The organism is Chitinophagaceae bacterium (assembly GCA_007695095.1).
In the GTDB taxonomy this organism is placed as follows: domain Bacteria; phylum Bacteroidota; class Bacteroidia; order Chitinophagales; family REEL01; genus REEL01.
Genome location: REEL01000058.1, coordinates 1 through 21,601, shown reverse-complemented (window position 1 = coordinate 21,601; position 21,601 = coordinate 1). Strand labels below are relative to the sequence as shown.

14 protein-coding genes are annotated in these 21,601 nt (G+C 34.9%); 3 read left to right on the top strand and 11 right to left on the bottom strand.

Annotated features, from left to right (window positions below):
* The 10 genes from EA412_01540 to EA412_01495 all read right to left on the bottom strand — a co-directional run.
* On the bottom strand, positions 1–1,570 hold a 1,570-nt coding region (locus EA412_01540; GenBank protein TVR82522.1), incomplete at its 3' end, for a tetratricopeptide repeat protein.
* Positions 1,571–2,227: 657 nt separating this feature from the next.
* On the bottom strand, positions 2,228–2,938 hold the full coding sequence (locus EA412_01535) for a flavodoxin family protein (protein ID TVR82521.1): 711 nt from the start codon (positions 2,936–2,938) through the stop codon (positions 2,228–2,230).
* A gap of 161 nt (positions 2,939–3,099) precedes the next feature.
* Positions 3,100–4,350: a sterol desaturase family protein gene (locus tag EA412_01530; protein TVR82520.1), complete on the bottom strand. Its 1,251-nt coding sequence runs from the start codon at positions 4,348–4,350 to the stop codon at positions 3,100–3,102.
* Positions 4,351–4,637: 287 nt separating this feature from the next.
* A complete protein-coding gene (locus EA412_01525; GenBank protein ID TVR82519.1) occupies positions 4,638–5,636 on the bottom strand; it encodes a hypothetical protein in 999 nt (332 codons plus the stop codon).
* Positions 5,637–5,746: 110 nt separating this feature from the next.
* Entirely contained in the window at positions 5,747–6,079 is a 333-nt protein-coding gene (locus EA412_01520; GenBank protein ID TVR82518.1) for an MmcQ/YjbR family DNA-binding protein, read from the bottom strand.
* A gap of 114 nt (positions 6,080–6,193) precedes the next feature.
* Positions 6,194–7,726, bottom strand: a complete 1,533-nt coding sequence (gene nadB / locus EA412_01515; GenBank protein TVR82517.1) for an L-aspartate oxidase — start codon at positions 7,724–7,726, stop codon at positions 6,194–6,196.
* A gap of 2 nt (positions 7,727–7,728) precedes the next feature.
* Positions 7,729–8,742, bottom strand: a complete 1,014-nt coding sequence (gene nadA, locus EA412_01510) for a quinolinate synthase NadA (protein ID TVR82516.1) — start codon at positions 8,740–8,742, stop codon at positions 7,729–7,731.
* Positions 8,743–8,873: 131 nt separating this feature from the next.
* A complete protein-coding gene (locus EA412_01505) occupies positions 8,874–9,977 on the bottom strand; it encodes a glycosyltransferase (GenBank protein TVR82515.1) in 1,104 nt (367 codons plus the stop codon).
* Entirely contained in the window at positions 9,974–11,086 is a 1,113-nt protein-coding gene (locus tag EA412_01500) for a glycosyltransferase (GenBank protein ID TVR82514.1), read from the bottom strand. Before EA412_01500 ends, EA412_01505 begins: the two co-directional genes overlap by 4 nt.
* Before the next feature lie 135 nt (positions 11,087–11,221).
* A complete protein-coding gene (locus EA412_01495; GenBank protein TVR82513.1) occupies positions 11,222–13,567 on the bottom strand; it encodes a TonB-dependent receptor in 2,346 nt (781 codons plus the stop codon).
* 315 nt (positions 13,568–13,882) lie between these two features.
* Between EA412_01495 and EA412_01490 the strand changes: the two genes are divergently transcribed.
* The 3 genes from EA412_01490 to EA412_01480 all read left to right on the top strand — a co-directional run bounded on the left by EA412_01490 (position 13,883) and on the right by EA412_01480 (position 19,636).
* Positions 13,883–15,700, top strand: coding sequence for a T9SS C-terminal target domain-containing protein (locus EA412_01490; GenBank protein TVR82512.1), 1,818 nt, complete (start codon positions 13,883–13,885; stop codon positions 15,698–15,700).
* Between the two features lie 241 nt (positions 15,701–15,941).
* Positions 15,942–17,168 carry a hypothetical protein gene (locus EA412_01485; GenBank protein TVR82511.1) on the top strand — a complete coding sequence of 409 codons (1,227 nt, stop codon included), beginning with the start codon at positions 15,942–15,944 and terminating at the stop codon, positions 17,166–17,168.
* A gap of 182 nt (positions 17,169–17,350) precedes the next feature.
* A complete protein-coding gene (locus tag EA412_01480) occupies positions 17,351–19,636 on the top strand; it encodes a penicillin-binding protein (GenBank protein ID TVR82510.1) in 2,286 nt (761 codons plus the stop codon).
* Between the two features lie 105 nt (positions 19,637–19,741).
* Here EA412_01480 and EA412_01475 read toward each other — a convergent pair whose 3' ends face one another.
* Positions 19,742–21,391, bottom strand: a complete 1,650-nt coding sequence (locus tag EA412_01475; GenBank protein TVR82509.1) for a T9SS C-terminal target domain-containing protein — start codon at positions 21,389–21,391, stop codon at positions 19,742–19,744.
* Positions 21,392–21,601 lie beyond the last annotated feature (210 nt).

Below are 21,601 nucleotides of genomic sequence, written 5' to 3'. Positions count from 1 at the left end.
TCACTTTGCCCACTTCACCGGAAGATTCCATTCTGCTTGCTACATTGACGGTATCTCCCCAAATATCGTATTGGAATTTCTTGATGCCCACTATGCCTGCCACAACAGGTCCGGTATGTATGCCGATTCTGACTTCAAAAAATGGTAGTCCTTCAGTAAGTTTTTTGACTTTACCTTTTTCTACTATTTGAGCCATTTCCAATGCTGCTTTGGCCACATCTTTTGCATGGGTGGTATTGGGTGTGGGCAGTCCACCGGCTGCCATGTAGGCATCCCCTATTGTTTTAATTTTTTCGATACCGTATTTTTCCATCACCTCATCAAAAGCAGAAAAACATAGGTGCAAATCTTTTACCAATTCTTTAGGACTGACTTTTTCACTCATAGCCGTAAAGCCTTTGAAATCGGTAAATAACACCGTTACATGATCTATAAGTTGCGCATCTGAATGGCCTTTCAGCTTTAATTCCTGTGCGGTCTCTTCTGGTAAAATATTCAGGAGTAGCTCTTCGCTGCGAGCCTTCTCACGGCTGATGCGATTACGTTGTGTAAAGACGATACCGGCAAACAACAATACCACGGCAAAACCACCCATGAACCCGTTTCGAACAAGTTTTTGGCGTTGCAATTCCTGCAAAGCAATAGCATCCCTTTTTTCCTGTTCGGCAATAGTAGCGGCTTCTCTTTTATCAAATTCATATTGCATGGATAGTTGGGTAAGTTCCCTGGTATTATCTTCATTTTTAATACTGTCACGCAATATAATCATCTGTTCGTAGAACTCCAGGGCTTTATCAAAAACACCCAAAGACTTGTAGGCATTATACAAACATACATTGGCCGATACTTGGATATCAATATCGCCAATTTCATCTGCAATTTTTAAACTTTTTTCACACCATTCCAGGGCAATATTGTAATTTTTTTGAATGTTATAAAAATCTCCGATTAAAGTTTGAACAAAAGCGACATTACCTCTTGCACCAATTTGTTCATACATATTCAAACTACGTTGATAATAATTCATAGCCTGAGTAAAATCACCTTTATTTTCGTAGGTAACTCCAATACCTTCAAAAGATCGTGCTATTCCACTTTTGTCTCCAATTTCTTCATAGATTTTCAAAGTACGCCTAAAATTTTGCAAGGCCTCCTGGTTTTCTCCATTTTCTAAATTTATATTACTAATGTTTGTTAAAACTAATGCAACAAGCCTATCTTCTTCAAGTCCTTCATATATCTTCATGCTTCGCTGATAATATTCTAAAGCTTTGAGGTTGTCGCCCTGGGAATTGTAAATTAGCCCAATGTTACTAAGAGTAAGCCCTATACTTCGTTTATTTCCTAATTCTTCATTGATGCTCAAACTACGCAGGAAATGATTCAGGGCCTGGGCGTAATTTCCCTGGGTGCCGTAGATATTTCCGATATTATTGAGGACTCTTGCAATTCTGCCTTTACTTTCATCCAGTCCGTCCTCTTGAAACAATTCTTCATTGATTTTTAAAGCGCGTTGGAAATAGGTTAGGGCTTGATGGTAGTCGCCCTGATTTGCATAGACAATTGCCATATTACTGAGTACACCGGCAACACCCGATTTATGCCCAATTTCTTCATTGATATCTAAACTCCTTTTGTAATAGCCTAAAGCTAATGGGTAATTGCTTCTTAGTTCAAAAGAAGTCCCTTTTGTAGTTAAGGCAACAGCTATATACTTTTTTAAGCCCTTACTTTTAGCAAAATCATATTCTAATTGGGTATAATAATAGGCGGAGTCGGGTTGACTAAACAGATAGCCATTGTATGCGAACGCATGAATAGCATTTAATCGATTGGTATCAGCTTGTGACGGGTCACTCCAAACAGCCCAAAGAGAATCGGCCTCAGCTTTAGGTAGTGTACTTTAAGCGAAGACTGGATCATAGGCTATAAAAAACAACAAAAAGCTTAGGAAACAGATTCTCATAGGTATATTTTAATGAGGTTTTAAGATAGACATTTACCTAAAACAGCGAATTTAAACTTTACTTTTATTTAACTTACAATAAATTAGGTATTTTATTAAGCAATTATACGATTTATTTACTATTTATCAAATTGGATGTACTTTTTTTGATTAACGTTTTTTAATTTTATGTAAAATCAAAAAAAATAACTGATACTTCATGAATGAATAATGAAGAATTGGAAGTTTTTCATTAAATACAAGCTTTAAAGCTTCTTTTCCTTATCTATACTCAGGATTTTCAAAATTCCATCTTTTACCCGCTTCCCATTCCTTGGCTGAGTTACCATATGCCGGATAACCACCATTTTCTTTCAATATTTTAGCCAGGTGCATTAGATTGTATGTCATAAATGTTACATTTCTGTTTGTGAACTCATTTTTGGCAGCCTTCGATTCCTTATCTAAATAGCTGGGTCCGGGACCGACTTCACCAATCCAACCACAATCTGCCTGTGGTGGCACAGAGTAGCCTATATGTTGCAGGGCATATAAAATCCCCATTGCACAATGCTTCACTCCGTCTTCATTACCTGTTATTACACAACCTCCGACTTTACCATAATACAGATACTGTCCTTTTTCATTCTGCTCGCCACTCATGCTATAAAGCCTTTCAATAAGCTTTTGTGCCATTGATGATTTTTCGCCCAGCCATATTGGGGTTCCAATAATCAAAATATCGGCTGCAATTATTTTTTTAAACAAACCCGGCCACTCATCCACATCCCAGCCATGTTTTGTCATATCCGGATATATACCGGATGCAATTTGTTGATCCGCAAAGCGAACGAACTCTACAGTCACCCCTTCATTCTTCATTATCTGAATTGATACATCCATTAAACCTTGAGTATGGCTAGTTTCCGGACTTTTCTTCAGGGTGCAATTGATATACATAGCCCGTAGTTTACTGAAATCTGTTTTTTGCATGAGTATTGTTTTACTAAGAAAATTACATTGTATACGCACAAATACATATCTGTTAAATATACAAATTAACAATCAGCATTTTGAATTAAAATGTTATAAACTTAGCTTTTTATTCTAGTTTTTTGAGTAGAAGTTCAGCCGAATTTAAAAAGAATACTTTATTAAAGCCCGGGGGAAGTAGTATTAAACTCTTTGAGCTTACTCCAGGAAAAGGTTATCCATACAAAGAAAACTGCAAAAGCGGCTAATGAGGCTCCCAGAGTTATTGCAAACCAGTCTATATACCAGTAATAGTAAAAACTGTTTAAACTAATTACTATCAGTCCAAGCCGAAGATATTCTGCTGCCAGTGACCATTTCTTTGATTCAAAAATAGCTCCGCAAATTGTAGTAGAGAGAATTAAAATAGCAAAAAACACAACTTTATAGAAGGTGCTAATCGCATCAAAGTGGTAGATAAACAAAGCCAAACCAGCTGTTATCAATACAAACTGAAAGAGAATATACATGTTTAATCCAAAGGGAGCATTGGTATCATATTTTTTAAATTGCTTTTCGTCTACTTCCTTTGGAGCCTGATAACCGCCCAGCTCATCAGGTAACCAACCGGGACGGGCAAAAATCAATTTTAACTTATCTTTCCATTTAGGCGTTTTAAACGCAATTTTTATCATTTCAATATAATAATGCACATTTGCCCATGCAGGATTCCAGCTTTTCAGTTGCTCTGTAATACCATAAACCGGTTCTTCTTCTTCCTCTTTAAAAGTGCCAAAGATTCTGTCCCAAAAGATAAACATCCCACCGTGATTCTTGTCAATATACTTTGGATTAATTGCATGGTGTACCCGATGATGTGATGGAGTGTTGAAAATAAATTCAAACCAATCGGGCATTTTTTTAATTGCTTTTGTGTGAATCCAAAATTGATAAAGCGTATTAAAACCGGCTGCTGCAAAAAATATCAGAGGGTTAATGCCTAAAAAAGGGATAGGTAAAAAGATAATAAAACTAATGATATTGTGAAACCAGGATTGACGTAAGGCAACAGAAAGGTTATACTCTTCACTTTGGTGATGAACGGCATGTGCCCCCCAAAAGAAGTTTACTTCATGACTCCAGCGGTGCGCCCAGTAGAAAAAGAAATCAAAGATTAATAATGCTAAAAAGAATGACATAATACCGGCATTGATTTCAAAAAAGGCATAATTTTGAAAGATATAGTAATATGCCCCAAATAAAATAAACTTAAAAAACAAGTTAAAAGCTTGATTCCCAATACCTATATTTAAATTTGTAATTGCATCATTAAATCGGTACCAGTTTTTTTTCTTTTTCTTAGCATACCAATACTCCAAACCAATCAAAATAAAGAAAAAAGGGATTGCGTAAAGGATATAGATTGCCTCCATAGAAGTATAAAGTTATTTTTCATTAAATATCTAAAACTATCAAAATTTCCTCAATTACAGAAGTTTTGATGAAAAGAAGTTTCAAATAACAAAGCGCAATTTAGAAAATCAGTTTTGAATAAAAACTCAGAAAGTGGCTAAAGCCAACAATCTACCTCTCCATTACAGTCAGCTAAAGCAGACTGCAATGGATTGAGCTGTAAAAAGTGCTTTGTTTTAATCTAAGTAAAAAATATCAAAATTTATACTTTGCATACAGTTCATTATCTATAGCTTTTGGTTTCACTCTAATCAATCAAATAGTAAATATTTGTCAGCCACTTAGAAGTGTCAGGCTCTTCTGCCGGTCCAATAGCGTATTCCTGAATGGAAGGACTTTTTGCTTCTAATTGATTTTTTGAAAGATATTCATACATGGCTTCATGGGCTTCACCAAGCTTTTCATAGTCTCCATAAAAGGCCAACTTTAAAGCATTTCCACCCAATTTCCACTTTTCATAACCTTCAACCAACGGGTCTTCGTCTAATACCGGAATAGCTACCGCCATATCTGTTTCACGATTTTCTTCATCCCAGGAAAAATACAAACCGGAGGGAAATCCGGCAATCTGAAGATCATAATCAATTGCAGTTGTATATGTACCAGGCATATGCTCTCCATAAAACTCAGGCATCTCATGGATTTTTATCTTTGCTCTTTTTCCTATATATGTTTTTTCAGGCATGTTGATTTCCTCAATGACAAATTCTTGTTCATCCAATCCTTCTAAGATAGGTTTAAGATTTTCTAAACCTTTTTGATAGTAAGAGCCTATCATTTCATCAAAATTAAACAAAAGCATCATATTCCAGGGATATGAAATCCTTCCTTCCATTGACCAGGTAATTTCTGTTTGTTCGCCAATTGTATTGAAATGAAAATATGTTTTATTTTCTGATTCCATAGGTGTTAAAAAATGCAGATGAATGGAAATTTTATCCGGACTAACTTCTTCAATTCTCATGCTCCCCTCTCCCACTTCTTCGTTGCCTTTCCACTTATACATATTACCAACTTGTCCGGGTCGACCCGTTACTTCTACATGCATATCAGGGTCAATGCCGGTCCAGGGACTCCATTTGTCATAATTAGATAAATCACCCATGTATGTATGAGCTGTCTGTTTGTCCACATCCACAAGAATTTTTCTTTCTACCTGAAAATCATTGCTTACAAATAAAGGTATTATCAAAGCAATCCCAACTAAACCGAGTATAATAGCAATTACAATTTTAAAGACTTTCATAGGTGTTATTTTTTAAACTAAAATAGATATATATATAATTTTGACTAAATTAAGTCTAAAAACTGAAAATTTAAACAAATTGACTTTCAGATTTTCTAAATCTATAATAATTACAATTTATCCGAAATCTTTTTGGGTGCTACCAGCTTAAATGAAGCAGTTAATGCATCCTGAATTATCATGTTATCTAGTTTATTAACCTCTAAATGCGTCCACCCCTGCTTACCCCACTTATTAGGTACAGGATAAATTTGCAATTTCCCCATATCACAAAAAACTGACTGATCTACCATGGAAAACTTTAATGTCGCAATTTCGGTACTAATATTAAAAGTGGCAAAAATCTTCCCCTTAATTCTAAATGAAGTTTTCTCAAAGTGAGGCTTTTCTTCTGCTTCCGGAAAGTTCATAGCCATTTTTCTAAATTCTGAGACATCCATTATTAAATATTTTATATACCTTCGATTTTTTGCTTTATAAAATATAAATATATTAAATTAATCTATAAAAATAATTTAGACTTAAATGATTTGATAAATTGAAAAGAGAAAAATCATTTAAACAGCAAGATTTACTAAGTCTTTATTAAAATAAACACCGGCATTCTGCTTCCTAGCAATTGAGTGGCTGATTATTAATGAAGCAATTTGATAGATATTTCTAAGTTCGTACCATTGCGGGTTTTTAGGTAAATCGCCAATTTTATTGCCAATAACCACTAACTCCTTTTGAGCCTCACTTAATAAAGAGTTAGTTTTTACAATACCTGCATTTTTAGTCATTAAATGCTGAATTTCTCTTTTTAAATCACTGACCTCTGCTAATACTTTGGGGTTATCTGTCTCAGCAAATTCAATTGTACTTTTTTGAATTTTATTTTCTTTAGAAAAATCAACTTTAGCAAAGCTTTCAAAGATGTTTCCGGCAAAAACCAGCGCTTCCAGCAAAGAATTTGAAGCCAGTCTGTTAGCACCATGCATGCCTGTCCGGGCACTTTCGCCACAAGCATATAAGTTTTTAACAGCAGTTTCACCATTTACACCTGTTTCTACTCCCCCACAGAAATAGTGAGCCGCAGGAGCAACGGGGATTAAATCCCTCCCGGGAACAATACCTTTAGCAAAACAAGATTGGTAAATATGAGGAAACAAAACGGCAAATTTCTCCTGACCAATAGAACTGCAATCTAAGTAAACACATGCCTTTTTTGATTTATTGATTTCAGACGAAATTGCTCTGGAGACAATATCCCTGGGTGCTAAATCTTTCAGCAAATGGTATTTTTCCATAAAATACTCACCCTTTTCATTTCTCAAAAGAGCTCCCGCTCCTCGAACAGCCTCAGAAATCAAAAAAGTATGCTCATCAGCTTCCTCATAAAAGGCTGTAGGATGAAACTGCACTAATTCTATATCACGGATAGTTGCTTTTGCACGATATGCCATTGCAACTCCATCTCCTGTAGCTATTGCCGGATTTGTTGTGATACTGTACACCTGACCTGCACCACCGGCAGCGATTATGACCACTTTTGAGCAAAACTCAATGAGTTGATTTTCTATACTTTGGTATGCCCAGAGTCCTTCGCAAGTATTTCCGTTTGTGATTAATTCCAAAGCAGTACAATGAGAAATAATTCTCAAATTCTCCAAATGATGAAGAGCCAGCAGCATTTTCTCCTCTAATTCTTTACCGGTCTGATCTTTTTTATGAAAAATGCGACTTTCAGAATGACCACCCTCCCTCGCTAAATGATAAGAACCACTTTCATCTCTGTCGAATTCAACTCCAATACCAAGCAACTCGTCTAAAACTGTTTTGGCTTTTTTAATTACCATTTCAACAACATTTCTATCGCAAGTTCCGTCACTGGCCAAAAAAGTGTCTTCTATGTGCTTTTCAATGGTATCGTTTTGATTTTCATAAACTGTGGCAATGCCACCCTGAGCATAAAAAGTATTACTTTCAGATGGGGTATTTTTTGTCACCACAACAACAGACAATTCCGGATAGGCTTCAGCTGTTTTTTTTGCTAAAAAAAGACCGGCGATTCCGGAACCGATAATCAGGACATCCGTTTTGATTTGCATGATTATTTAAGGGCTAACATTCTTTGAATGGGGATAAGTGCTTTCAGGCGCAAAGATTCCTCAATTATGATTTCAGGCAGCTCATACTTCATGCATAAATACAATTTCTTTAGGGTATTCATTTTCATATAAAAACATTCACTACAAGCACAGGTATTGTCCTCAGCTATAGGAACGGGTATTAATTTTTTACCGGTAGATTTTTTTTCCATTTCATGTAAAATACCGGCTTCGGTTGCTATAAGATATGCCGGGTAATTGGTTGTTTCTACATAATTTATAAGTCCCGAGGTAGAGCCAATATAAGAAGCATGCTTTAAAATATGCGCTTCTGACTCGGGATGAGCGATTAATGGAGCTTCAGGGTTCTCGATCATCAATTGAGTTAATTTTTCAATAGAAAAAGCTTCATGAACCATGCAGGCGCCATCCCATAAAAGCATATCGCGACCTGTTTTTCCGATTAAATATTTTCCCAGGTTTTTGTCAGGTGCAAAAATTATTTTTTTGTCTTTTGGAATTGAGTGTATCACTCTTTCAGCATTGGAAGATGTACAAACGATATCGCTCAAAGCTTTTATTTCTGCGGTACAGTTTATGTATGTAACTACAACATGTTCCGGATTAGTTTCAACAAACTTTTTAAACAAATCCGGAGGGCAGGAATCAGCCAGTGAGCAACCCGCATTAAAATCCGGTAAAACCACTTTTTTTGAGGGATTTATGATTTTAGCTGTTTCTGCCATAAAGTTTACGCCGGCAAAAACAATCATAGAAGCATTTGTTTCTGCTGCTTTTTGAGACAAACCAAGACTGTCTCCTACATAATCAGCCAGGTCCTGAATAATAGCTTCCTGATAATAATGAGCCAGTATAACGGCATTCTTCTCTTTTTTAATTTTTTGTATTTCTGCTGCCAAATCCAATTGAGATGGCAACTTAATATCCAAAAATCCTTTTTTGTAAACCTCTGTATTTGATTGCTTTATTTCAGGGTAAGTTTCTGTAGCTTTCATTTATATTTTTTTAAATCTGCACAAGTCATTAAGTCTAAAACAACAAAAGTAAAAATTGAATTCAAATCATTAGATAAAAAGTTAAATCATTGAGTTAACAAACGAAAAATAAATTAGATTTAGCTTGTAGCTTATTTGTCAAGAATTTCTTTATAAAGCGAATTTATACTTTTGATGTAACGTCGTATATCAAATAATGGTGAAAAAACACTTTCGTTTGTAAGTTTAAAATTTGCTTTTATCAAAGTTTCCAATTGGTATTGAAAGTCTTGCTTAGAACCATCTTTGTAAAAGATTACATTATCGTTTTCGGTATAAAGTTCTTTGAATACATCAATATCATTAATCAACGTATACTTATTATTTGATACTGCTTCAGCAACCGAAAGACTGAAAGTGTCAAATTTTGAGGCATGTAAATAAGCATCTAAAGAAGTATAAAACAAGCTTATGTCTTCAATATTTCCCGGGAAAAATACCCGCTCTGACAAACCCTCTTTTTTGATAATTTCTTTACATTGAAGAAAGTAACTTTTTGAATTACTATACAGGCTGTTGGCTGAACCTGCAAAAACCATATTTATATTGGGATATTTTTTTAAGACTACGGGCAAAGCTTCACATAAAAACTTTTGATCTCTTATATTGTACAAAAAACTTCCTGCCATTCCCAATATAATTGTGCTTTGAGGTAGGTTTAATCGTAATCGAGCATCATCTTTGTTTAGAGAGGATTTTACTCTTTTTAAATCAAGCCCGTTAAAAATAACTTTATCGCTGCCGGAAATAGATTTATATAATTTACGAACCGTTTTACTCGGAAAAACAATACTATCAAAAAAAGGTAACAGTAGCTTGAAAACAATTTTATCAGCTATGGTATTAATTTTCGGATGAGTATGATGAGTATGAATCTTTTTAACTTTTAAACCAATAGATGAAAAGAAAGCATAAAACACTTCCGCAGAATGATGTGTATGTAAAATATCCGGCTGATAAATTATTAAGACTTGTTTTAATTTGCGAATCACTGAAAACTGTATACCTGAAGTGCGCTTTATACTAAAAACCTTTACACCGGTAGCCTCAATTTTTGATTGCATACTCCCCTCACCTATTACAAATATTGCAATTTCAACATTCAGTAAATGCCTGTTATTGCAAATATCCAACAATAGAGTCTGAATACCACCCGGCTCCAGATCTTTGATTATATGTAAAACTTTTATCTTCAAAATAAGCTTTTGTAAACCTCATCCAGTTTGTGAAAGTGTGACTCAATGCTATATTTATTTTTAAATTCTTCTATTAATCTCTCGTCGGGTTTTCTTGATTTTTTCAATATAAAATTTTCAATTTTTTGAGCTAAAACCTCATGATTATTTGTAGGGTAAAGTTCAGCGTATTTCCCATTTTGAGTTAATTCTTTAAAAACATCCAAATCGTTAACTAAAGTTGGTTTTATACTTAATATAGACTCTGCTACAGCAATTCCAAAGGTGTCATTTAAAGAGGCATAAGCAAAGAGATCTAAAGATGCCAAAGCCGAAGTAGTATCTGTTTCTATACCGGCAAAAAAGACTTTTTCAAGAAGTTCATTTTTTTCACAAAAATCATAGCACTGCTTATAATGTTCGGCATCCGGGAGATAACTATTACTGTGTCCGCCATAAAAAATTAAACGCAAATGCTCATATTTCTTTTCCAGGAGCTCAAAAGCTTTGCAAACCACAATTTGATTTCTTGTATTATTATAAAAATTTCCAATCATACCAATTACAAAATCATCTTCCTGAATATTGAATTTGTTTCTGATATTTTGTGTCGGTTTTTCTAACAATCTGGCTGTATCAATACCATTTGGCACTACTGTAAATAATGAACTATCATATCCGGCAGATTTCATTTCATTTAAAAAGGCATTCGAAGGGCAAACAGCCCGGTCAACTCTTTTGTGCAATTTTTTAAAAACAATACTATCCTGAGAATTATTTAGTTGTAAGCCGACATGATATGACAAAACATGTTTCACAGAAGTGCCAATAATTGCAAAGTGCGCGGAAATAGCTTCAGAAACATGATGAGAATGAATGATTTCTATTTTATGTTTCAATAACAGTTTTCTAATCCTAAAAACTAATATCGGATCAAAAAAAGGAAGTTTTTTTGGTATAAAAAAGAAAGGCACTCCGGCATTTTTGAAAGTTTCAAACTGCTCCCCCTTTCCAATAGCTATAAAAATTAGTTTCCGGTCTTGGGATTTAAAAACAGGAATTAAATCAAGCAACAGACGCTGAATACCACCGACGACTAAATCCTTTAAAATAAAAGCAACATTTTGCAAAACCTAACTATTAACTCCGTGGAAAAAATACTATCCAATTACAATATTACTCCTTAAAGTAATTCTATCGAATATAAAGACTATCCTTTTATGAGTCTAATTTAGGCTTATATTTTTTTATATAAAAAAAGATTTTTAGAATTCATATGTTAAGCGCATTGCATAATTTCTGGGTGGATCTATGATACCCGGTCTTGACATGGATAGGGTATTTGTAAGATTTTTAACGATAAAGCTGATTTTTGCCTGCTCTGAAAGATTATAACCCACTCTAACATCAAAAACCCAATGACCACTATCGTTTTCATCTCTAAAATCTCCCATATACTTGAAAGCTTCTGAACCTTCACCTAAAATTGTTACAAAAGGCTCTTGTCTTCCGAAATCCAAAAATTGTTTATCAATAGCTTCCATAAAACTGGTATAGTTAACAGAAAAACCTAGAGAAAATCCTCTGTATTCTGACTCTACATCTGCTTTAAAACTATGTCTGTTTCTGTATTTTAAAACATTTTCACTGGATGAAGTCGTATTTCTAATGGCAACACTTTGATTATTGGAAAGTGTTATTGAATCATCAAAGTCTCTGAACTTAGGGTCTATATATGTATAACCTGCCAATAAAGTAATAGGAAATTCACCAATTGAACCTTGTCCGATACCGGTAATTTCACCACCTATTATACGAGTATTCCCTATATTATAGCTGGCGAAGCCTATTCCAAATAGGGGATCTGCAAAAGTACCATGCTGGCCAAAAGTAAATTCCATCATATTGTCATACTCATTAATAAATCCGGCAATATCAAGGTAACCAAGCCAATTGCTGATTCTAAAACCTTGTTTAAAACCAATTTCAGCAGACCATCCTGTTTCAGGCTCAAGATTCAGATTTGGGTAAATACCTATTGGACCAACATTTGTCCTCACAAATTTCTCTGCCATAGTTGGAAAGCGATATCCTTCACCATAAGAAGCTCTTAAATAGGAAGCTTCAGCAAACTGATAATTTGCCCCAACTCTTATATTAGGACGGGCATCACTTTCAAAGGTATCTATTTTAAAATATTCATATCTGGCGCCGAAACTAAATGTTAATAAATCAAAAAACTTTTTATCCGCCTGAGCATAAATGGAAACATTATATCCCTCATGTTCTCCAATCAATGACTCCGTAGGGTCGCCTGTAGGACTAGTCACTGTTGAGTAATAACCTGAAAGTCCGGTAACAAAATTCAAACCTATTTCTTCAAACCTTCTCTGATATTGAAATTCACCATAGTATAAATTAGGAACTGAACCCTGTTCAGTATCATTTCTATTCGTAGCATTAAAATATCGAAGTCTGAGATTGTATTGATTATTTCTTCCGTCAATATAGCTTACATGCGGATCGATAAAAATTCTTTGTGAGTTATAATTACTTACTGTACCCGGGAAAGGTCTTAGAGCAAGGCTGTCAGGACCACCCCATAAAAAGTAGGTGCTTCCCGAACTTTGGTAAAAGTTGCCATTAAGACCGAAAGAAAGTCCATCTACTCCTGCGGGTCTGTATCTTGTTTTAAAATTTACACGTGCATTTTGCTCACTGCCTCCATCTAAATAAGACTTATTCACCGTAAAGTTAGATCCCAACACCAAGTCAAAATTTCCAAAACGCTGACGATGTGCAAAAAAGCCACCTGAAAAAACGGGACGATTTTTGCCCCACCATATCATATTTTCATCTCTGGGGTTATCATAAACTCCATTGTATAAAGATATTCTGGTTGATGGCTCAGATCTTGGCCAGGCTGTACGTACATTTATAATACCATTTAGAGCCGAAGATCCGTAAATTGCCGATGCTGCTCCTTTTATCACTTCAACTTGTTCTACATTTTCAATTGGAATAATGGACCATTTTACATCAGCTGCATCTGCTGTAAGCATAGGCAAATCATCTACCAAAAGTAAAACCCTGCTTCCTGCTCCATAAGACCAGCCGCTACCACCACGGATATTAGCTTGTCCATCGACAACAGTTACACCCGGAACTTTTTCTATAGCCTCCTGCATATCCACAGAATTTGAATTTTCTATTAGTGTATTACTTAAAACTTCTACGGAAACTGTTTCTTCGCCCAAAACTTTCTCAAACCGACTGGCACTTACAACGACAATTTCCAAATCTCTGGACTCGTCTCTCATGGCTATATCTAATGTTCTTTCCTCGCCTTCAGACAAGTTTATATTTCGGCTAATAGTACGATATCCTAAATAGCGAAATTCAACCCTATGCTGCCCCGCCTCTAACCTGATTTCATATTTCCCGTCAAGATCAGTTGCTGAACCGGTAGAACCGGAAACTATATTAACACCTATAAGTGCTTCTCTGGTAGTTTCATCAGTGATTTTTCCACGCAAAATTGCATCCTGTGCGATAGCCAAAGAAACATACCCAAACATTAAAATTGAGCTTAGAAATAATTTTAGATTCATTATTGAGTTTTTAAGATATTTATGTCAAAACAAAGCTAAATTTTTAAAAAAAACCTTAACTACAAAGTAATTCTGACAAAAAAAATATAGATTTAATTTTCAGATATACGTAATTAGCCTTTAAAGCCTTATCAGCAAAATGTTATTAAAGTTAACTAACATTTTTTAAAAAAATCTCTTTATACGGTGATTCTTTTCTTAACACTAAAATTATCGCTAAACTGCTATCTTTGTACTTTTATAACTTATTTTCAATAAAAAATTAATAGCTTTGTTAAGCAAGATTAAAGAATATTTTACTTCAATTTTTAAAAAATGAAATCACTCAATTTAGTTTTCCTTTTTACAATTTTTACTTTTGTAAAGTTATCGGCTCAGTGCCCTACTTGTATTCCTGATTATGGGTGCGGACCTCCGGAAGGTGGAGTGTGTACCTCAGTTGCTCCAAATGCAACAATTGGGGAATACTATGAAGAGGACTTTAGCTTTTACATGCCACAAGTGATACCGGTAACCGGACAACCTGTTTCTTCAGTAGATCTTCTCGAAATTAACATAACCGGAGTTTCAGGCTTACCTCCCGGATTAACCTGGAAATGTAATAATCATCCTACCTGCCAATATTTTCCTCCATCTAATCCACCGGATTCAGAATATGGATGTATAAATATTTGCGGTACACCTTTTGGAGCTCCGGGCATATATAATGTTACTGTTTTTATACAAGCTACTGTTAATACCGGCCTTATAGGTATAATAACGGAAAATGAAACCTATGAACTTGAAATAGAAGTTTTACCGGGTGTCGGTGGAAATCAAAGTTTTTCTTTTACTCCAACAGTTAACTGCGGACCGACCTTTGTAAATTTTGAATCGAATTTTCCAAGTAACGGGAATCCTAATTTCAGCTATCAGTGGGATTTTGGCAATGGGTTTCAGTCAAGCTCTGAAAGTCCATCTGCTATTGAATATGTGCAACCCGGCATCTATGAAATCAGCCTGAATACTCAAATTGATACTTTTAATGGAGCAATAGAAAGTTTTACTGTAGCTTCTTCAGATTGTGATGATATTTTCTCTGCTCCTGATTTTTATTTCAAATTATTTCTTGGAAATACATTAATATATGAGTCTTATGTTATTGACAATCAATACCCGCCGGTTACTTTTAACTTCGCCCCTATAGTGCTTTTAAGGGATACTATGTACACTATAGAAGTATGGGAAGATGATTCTTTTCTGGAAGGCAGCGATGACTATTGCGGAACAGTCTATTTTAATGGAAGTGACATTGGGCCTCAAACACTTTTAGATCCTCCATTGACAGTACAGTTTAATATTAACCGTCCAATTATCGAATATGACGATGTAGATACCTTGATTATTTATCCGAAAGCTGACATACCTGTAGTCACCAACTTGATGGGTGATAACACAATCTGCAATAAAGACACAATTATCCTCGAAGCTGATTATGGAAATGCTTTTCAGTGGTATAAGGATTCACTACCTATTAGTGGGGCTGACACCAGCTATTTAAAAGTTACTACAGCCGGTAGTTATTGGGTAGAAGTATTTGATGAAAACGGATGTAGAGGTAAATCATTAGAAAAGAATATTACAGTAAACCCTTCACCTGCAACTCCAAGCACCGTATTTTTAAGTAGCGAAGGTCAATTAGTAGCTTCAAATTATAACTCAAATTTTACCGTACAATGGTATTTTGAAGGTCAGCCAATACCGGATAGCGATATGCAGTTTTTAGATGTAACAGAAAACGGTAATTACGGTTTAGTGTATACAAACAGCTTTGGTTGCTCTTCAGTAATGACAGAAGTAAATGTTACCAATGTAGGTTTAGAAGACTTTAGCGGACAGCTTAAACTTGATGTTTCTGTTTATCCTAATCCAAGTGACGGTTTGTTTTATGTGGAAGTTGATATACCTCAAAGCAGTAAGTTAGACCTTTCTGTTTATAATTCATTAGGACAGCGGATGATACAAAAGGACTACATAACTGTAAACAACAATGCTGTATTGCCTTTAGATTTATCAGGTCTTGAAAATGGACTTTATATTCTCAAACTACGTTCAGGAGATGCTTACATAGTTCATCGACTCATTAAAAAATAAAATAAATTTTAAAAGTTTTAAAAAAGGGATTTTGACATATGTTAAAATCCCTTTTTTTATGGCAATTAAAATAATGACTGATTAATAAAGGTTTCTCTAAAATAATGACTTGTTTTTTTTAGAATTAAAAAATTGATAAATTATAATAACAATAATCACAGTAAAAAAGCATTTAAGTATTGTAACATTGAATATTTTTTTGTAATTTATTTCATATTTAATATAAAACAACACACTAAAGATGAAAGCACAATTCATAACCCTCTTGATTTTTTGTACTCTATTCTTTATAGCTTGTGATAAAAATGGAGAACCGCCTTTAACTACTACCCCTCCAACAAGTCAGGATAATCTAGGGGAAGCAAATCTGGGGTTTGGTTTGTCTCTTTTGCAGGAGTTGGATAAAACTATCCCGATAGATGAAAACATTTTAATTTCTCCGGTAAGCATTCAAACTGCTATGAATATGGCTGCTAATGGTGCTGATGGACAAACACTCAGTCAAATACTGACAGGATTGCATACAGCTGAATGGGATTTAGATGAAGTGAATCAGCGACAAGCAGCCTGGCAGCAAATTTTAACAAATTCAGGTGGGCATCCTGAAGTGCTGATGGCTAATGGTTATTTTGAAGACCCCAACCGTATAAATACTTTTGAAGAATTCAAACAAAAAATTAAGCAATACTATAATGCTTCAGTTGAGCAGCATGATTTTAACAGTCAGGCAGCAGTTGACAATATTAATGCCTGGGTGAACGATCAAACTAAGGGTAAGATTGATAAAATTCTGGAAGGAATTGATGATGAAGAAATCGCCTTTCTTATAAATGCGCTCTATTTCCGTGCTGACTGGCTTGAAGGTTTTGACCCGAATGCTACGAGTTACCGGGATTTTAATCTACCAAATGGCAATCAAGTCTCAACACCATTTATGACTGCTGACCGTTTATTTAATTATGTTCAGTCAGAGGATTATACAGCTTTGGAAATTCCTTTTAAAGACGAAACATTTAGCCTTACTTTGGCAATGCCTTCGACAGATATAAACCTACAACAGTTTATCAAAAAAATGAACTCCGGATATATAAATGAAATGTATGAGGAAATGAGTGAAAATAGAGCCATTGCCTATATTCCACATTTAGACCTTTCTTATAAAGAAGATTTAAAAAACACTCTTATTGCTGTAGGAATCGATGATGCTTTTAGCAATTCAAAAGCTGACTTTACAAAATTGGGAGAACCTTTGATAGGCCCACGCATATTTATTACCCGTGTTGACCACAAAAGTGTTTTAAAAATAGATGAATATGGTGCCGAAGGTGCGGCGGTTACTTCTGTTGGCTTTGGAGTTACATCTATGCCACCGGTTTTAGATTTTAACCGCCCATTTGTGATTATACTTCGCCATATAGAAACCAACAGTTTGCTCTTTATTGGAAGGGTGGCAAATCCTGCTGAGTAAAATCTATTTTTATTATTTATATCCAATACCCTTGATTTTTGTGTTTTCACAAAACACGAAATAATAATACTTTGTAACTTAGCATAGCGTTTTAAAATAGTGTTAAATAAGCTCAAATTGACAAAACAAAAATTATTTCCCGCCGTGGTTGTGTGTTATCACCAACCACAAATAATAGCCTCATGTTGACAAAGCAAAAATTATTTAAGTTTATTGGGATAGGCACATTCTTGTTTATTCTTTTGTTTATTTTGTCAGTAACAGCACTTTATTTTTCGGTAAAATGGGGCGCTTTTGGTCAAATACCGGATAAAGAAATACTTGCGGATATCAGACATCAAACAGCTTCTCGGGTATATTCGACCGACCGAAAGTTAATGGGAGTATATTTTGCAGAAAACAGAACCAATACAAGGCTTGAGCAGATTAACCCACAGTTTATAGAGGCATTGCTTGCCATCGAGGACATACGTTTCTATGAGCATAATGGAGTTGACAGGCGAAGCCTGATGAGGGTATTAGTAAGGTCAATTCTTCTCAGACAAGATGCAGGTGGTGGAAGCACATTAACGCAACAATTAGCTAAAAACCTATATCCAAGGCAATCAGCAAGTCGTTTGGGTCTGGTTATATCTAAATTCAGAGAAATCATCATTGCAAAAAAACTTGAGTCAATTTATTCAAAAGAGGAAATACTTGAGTTATACCTAAATACAGTGACTTTTGGTGAAGAAACCTTTGGTCTTGAAGCAGGCTCCAGACGTTTTTTCAATACTACTCCTGCTAATCTTACTCTTACTCAGTCTGCAACTTTAGCAGGCATGTTGAAAGGTACAACTTCTCACAATCCAAGACTTTATCCTGAAAGAGCCAAAACCCGACGCAATCTTGTTATTTCGCAAATGAAAAAATATGATTATATTTCTGCAGAAAAAGCAGAAAAAGCAAGAGAACAACCGCTTGGATTAATGTATAGGTCAGATACACACACTGAAGGAATAGCTCCTTATTTTCGTCAGCATTTACGAAGTGAACTACAAAAACTTCTCGAATCGACTCCGGCTTTGGATGGGAATATTTACAACCTTTATACAGATGGTCTTAAGATTGTAACTACCATTGACTCCCGTTTACAAAAAGCAGCAGATAAAGCTGTCAAAAAACATTTAACTACTCTGCAAAAGCAGTTTGATCTCCATTGGACAAGCAGCGATCTTTTTATTCAAAATAAAGTTTTGTTGGATAGGATGTGGAAAGTATCTGAGCATTACGAAAAACTTACAGAAAAAGGATTATCTGAAGAAAAAATTAACCAGATCAGACATACTAAAACACCAATGCTAATTCATACACACGAAGGCATGGTTGAGAAGGAGCTCTCACCGGATGATTCAATAAGGCATTATTTGTCATTTCTTCATGCCGGTTTTTTTGCGATAGATGCTAATGATGGTGCAGTAAGGGCCTGGACAGGTGGAAGTAATTATCGTTTCTTTCAATATGATCATGTAAAATCAAAAAGACAAACAGGCTCAGCCTTCAAACCTTTTGTATATGCTGCAGCCTTACAAAATGGCGTTCAACCATGTGATTATTACAGAAATGTTCAGACCGTTTATGAGGCTTATCAAGGCTGGAGACCACAAAACATCAGTAATGAGTATGGTGGGAGATATTCTGTTCAGGCTTCATTAGCTAAATCTATCAATACAATTGCAGTTGAATTGTTGATGCAAAATGGATTCAAACCGGTGGAAGATTTGGTAAGACAGGCAGGTATAACGTCTGACATCCCGGCTAAACCATCTTTGGCTCTAGGAGCTAATAGTGCAAATTTACTTGAAATGGTACAGGCTTATTCTGTTTTTGCAAGTGAGGGTAAAGCTTTAACACCCTATTATATTGAATCAATTTACAATAGTGACGGGCAATTGATTTATGATTTTTCAAATCATAGTGAGGAGAAATATGTTTTAGAGACTGAAATAGCACAAACCATGACTAAAATGCTACAGAAGGTAGTTGATGAAGGCACAGCAAACGCCTTACGCAACCGCTTTCAACTAAGTGGAGATATTGCCGGCAAAACAGGCACGTCACAAAATAATGCAGATGGCTGGTTTGTAGGTTACACTCCTGAACTTGTTTTTGGTTCTTGGGTAGGTGGTTCATTACCGTTTATTCGTTTTCGATCAAGCAGCCTTGGTTCCGGTTCTAGAACTGCTTTGCCCATTTGCGGCTATTTTCTGCAGGATTTAGCTAACCATCCTGAGTATAATAATAAGAGTATATTTTTTTCAGGAAATGAGTATATAGGCTTAAACACTGATTGCGAAGCATATAGGGAAGAAAGATTTGTGGACAGGTTTAGAGATTTTTTCAGAGGAGATTCAGAAAGAACTGAACGTAGAGAACTGGAGGAAGAAAAACCCAGACGCAGATTGATTGATAGGATCAGGGGGAGGTGATTTAAGTTTAAGTTTTTATCACTTTGCCGTTTACTATAATACTACCGCTTACTTTAATATGTTTTTATAATCTTCATATACACCTCATTGTAATGCATATATTTTTTAATCTATCACTATTCTGCTATACACATTTTTATTTCCAAGGTCAATTTTCAGAATATACATTCCTTTTTGATTTACCATATTGGTTAACATAAAAGTATTACCAGGTAAATTATTAGAATGAGCTTCAACTTTTTGTCCTAATAGATTTAAAATATAAACTTTATGAATTTCGATTCCCGGGTCATTAAAACGAACAGTTATATTACTGTTTGCAGGATTGGGGTATATAATAGGTTTATTGAAAGTAGCCATGGTAACATTAGATACCGGGAGCAAATCAATATATTCACAAAAAGTAGAAGAGTCACAGCCATTAGTTACTGTAAGACAAACTTCGAAGATACCAAACTCATCATATTGATGCGTAGGATTCATCTGCACAGATTCATAGCCGTCACCAAATTGCCATAAATAAGTAAATGCGTTTTCTGATAATGATTCAAAATGCACTTCTTTACCATTTGATTGTATATCATAATTTAATACTGATGTGACCGAAGAAACACTCCCTACACAAAAATATTTATCTATAGTATCACCGGCAGCAATTACCCGGTATTTCCAAGTTCCGTCTTGTTCATTCGATTGAATAGTTCTACTTCTTCCGGCCCAAAACAAATTAGCGTAACCTGTGTCTCTTATTCGCAAATGATTCCAATACTCGGTCCCGTCAGGTCTATATAGAAAATAATGTATAGAATCACCTTCCTGAGTGGTTCTTCCAAAGACATGTAAAAATAATTGTTCACCTTGCTGAAAATGATTTTTAAGAAAAAATTGATGATCTATTTTGCAATCTGAAGAGTTTTCCTGAAACTGACTTTGAATGTTGGCAGTTAATAGTCCGTAATTATAATAAGGTTTTTGGGACTTCCATAAGCTGTTTTGAACGCTTGGGTTACATGGGCCTTCAAAAGGATCTAAAATCTGATTTAGTGAGTCTCTAATTTCAAAATGTAAATGAGGCCCACTGGAAGTTCCGGAACTTCCAACAATTCCTAAATACTCTCCTTCCACCACTAAATCACCAATATTTTTTTCTGTTACACTATTCTTTTTCATATGATAATACATACTCCGCATGCCGTTTGCATGTTCAAGTATAATGGCATTTGACAATGAATCTGAGCTAAAATTACAATTTCTGTCATACTCTCCATCACGTTTAAAAACTATTACACCTGTTGCAGCTGCTACTATTTCAACCATATCGTTATCCATCATAGACCACCTTTGTGGATAAACAGCTATATCAGTGCCTCCATGATTGCCCGTATTCGTATCATACGTTCTTTCACCACAATAGTAATCCAAAACCTGATTTGGATAATTCAGGTCATGATCGACAAAATTTGTAATCCCATAATAACTGTTTTCATGAAAATGGTTTGCAGCTCTCAAAGGCCAGGAAAATAATATCTCTTGACTACCGGCTCTTAAACTTTTAAGATTTCCCCCCTCTTTTCTCAATGCTTTTGAATTAAATTCAATGTCATTAATTATGGCATCAATATCTGCTGTTGCATTGCAAGTGTGAATAGGGTTAAAATCTACATATCTTTCATTTTTCACGAATTGAGCAAGTAAACTACCTGCAAAAAACATTTTAAATAGAAAAGCAAGCAAAAAAGTATAAACTATATTCATATATATTTTTTTTAAAAAATTAATTCAATTTCTAACAAACTTACATATATTCAGTCTAATTTGTATAAAAAAAGGCATTTATTGATTCTCAGTAGTCTGTTTTGATACATAAAACAGCCCTTAAATTTGTAAAACTTAAGGGCTGTTAATCATACTTTTCAGAAAAAATAGTCAATGTTAAAAAGATTCAACTTTCAAAAATTGACCGGA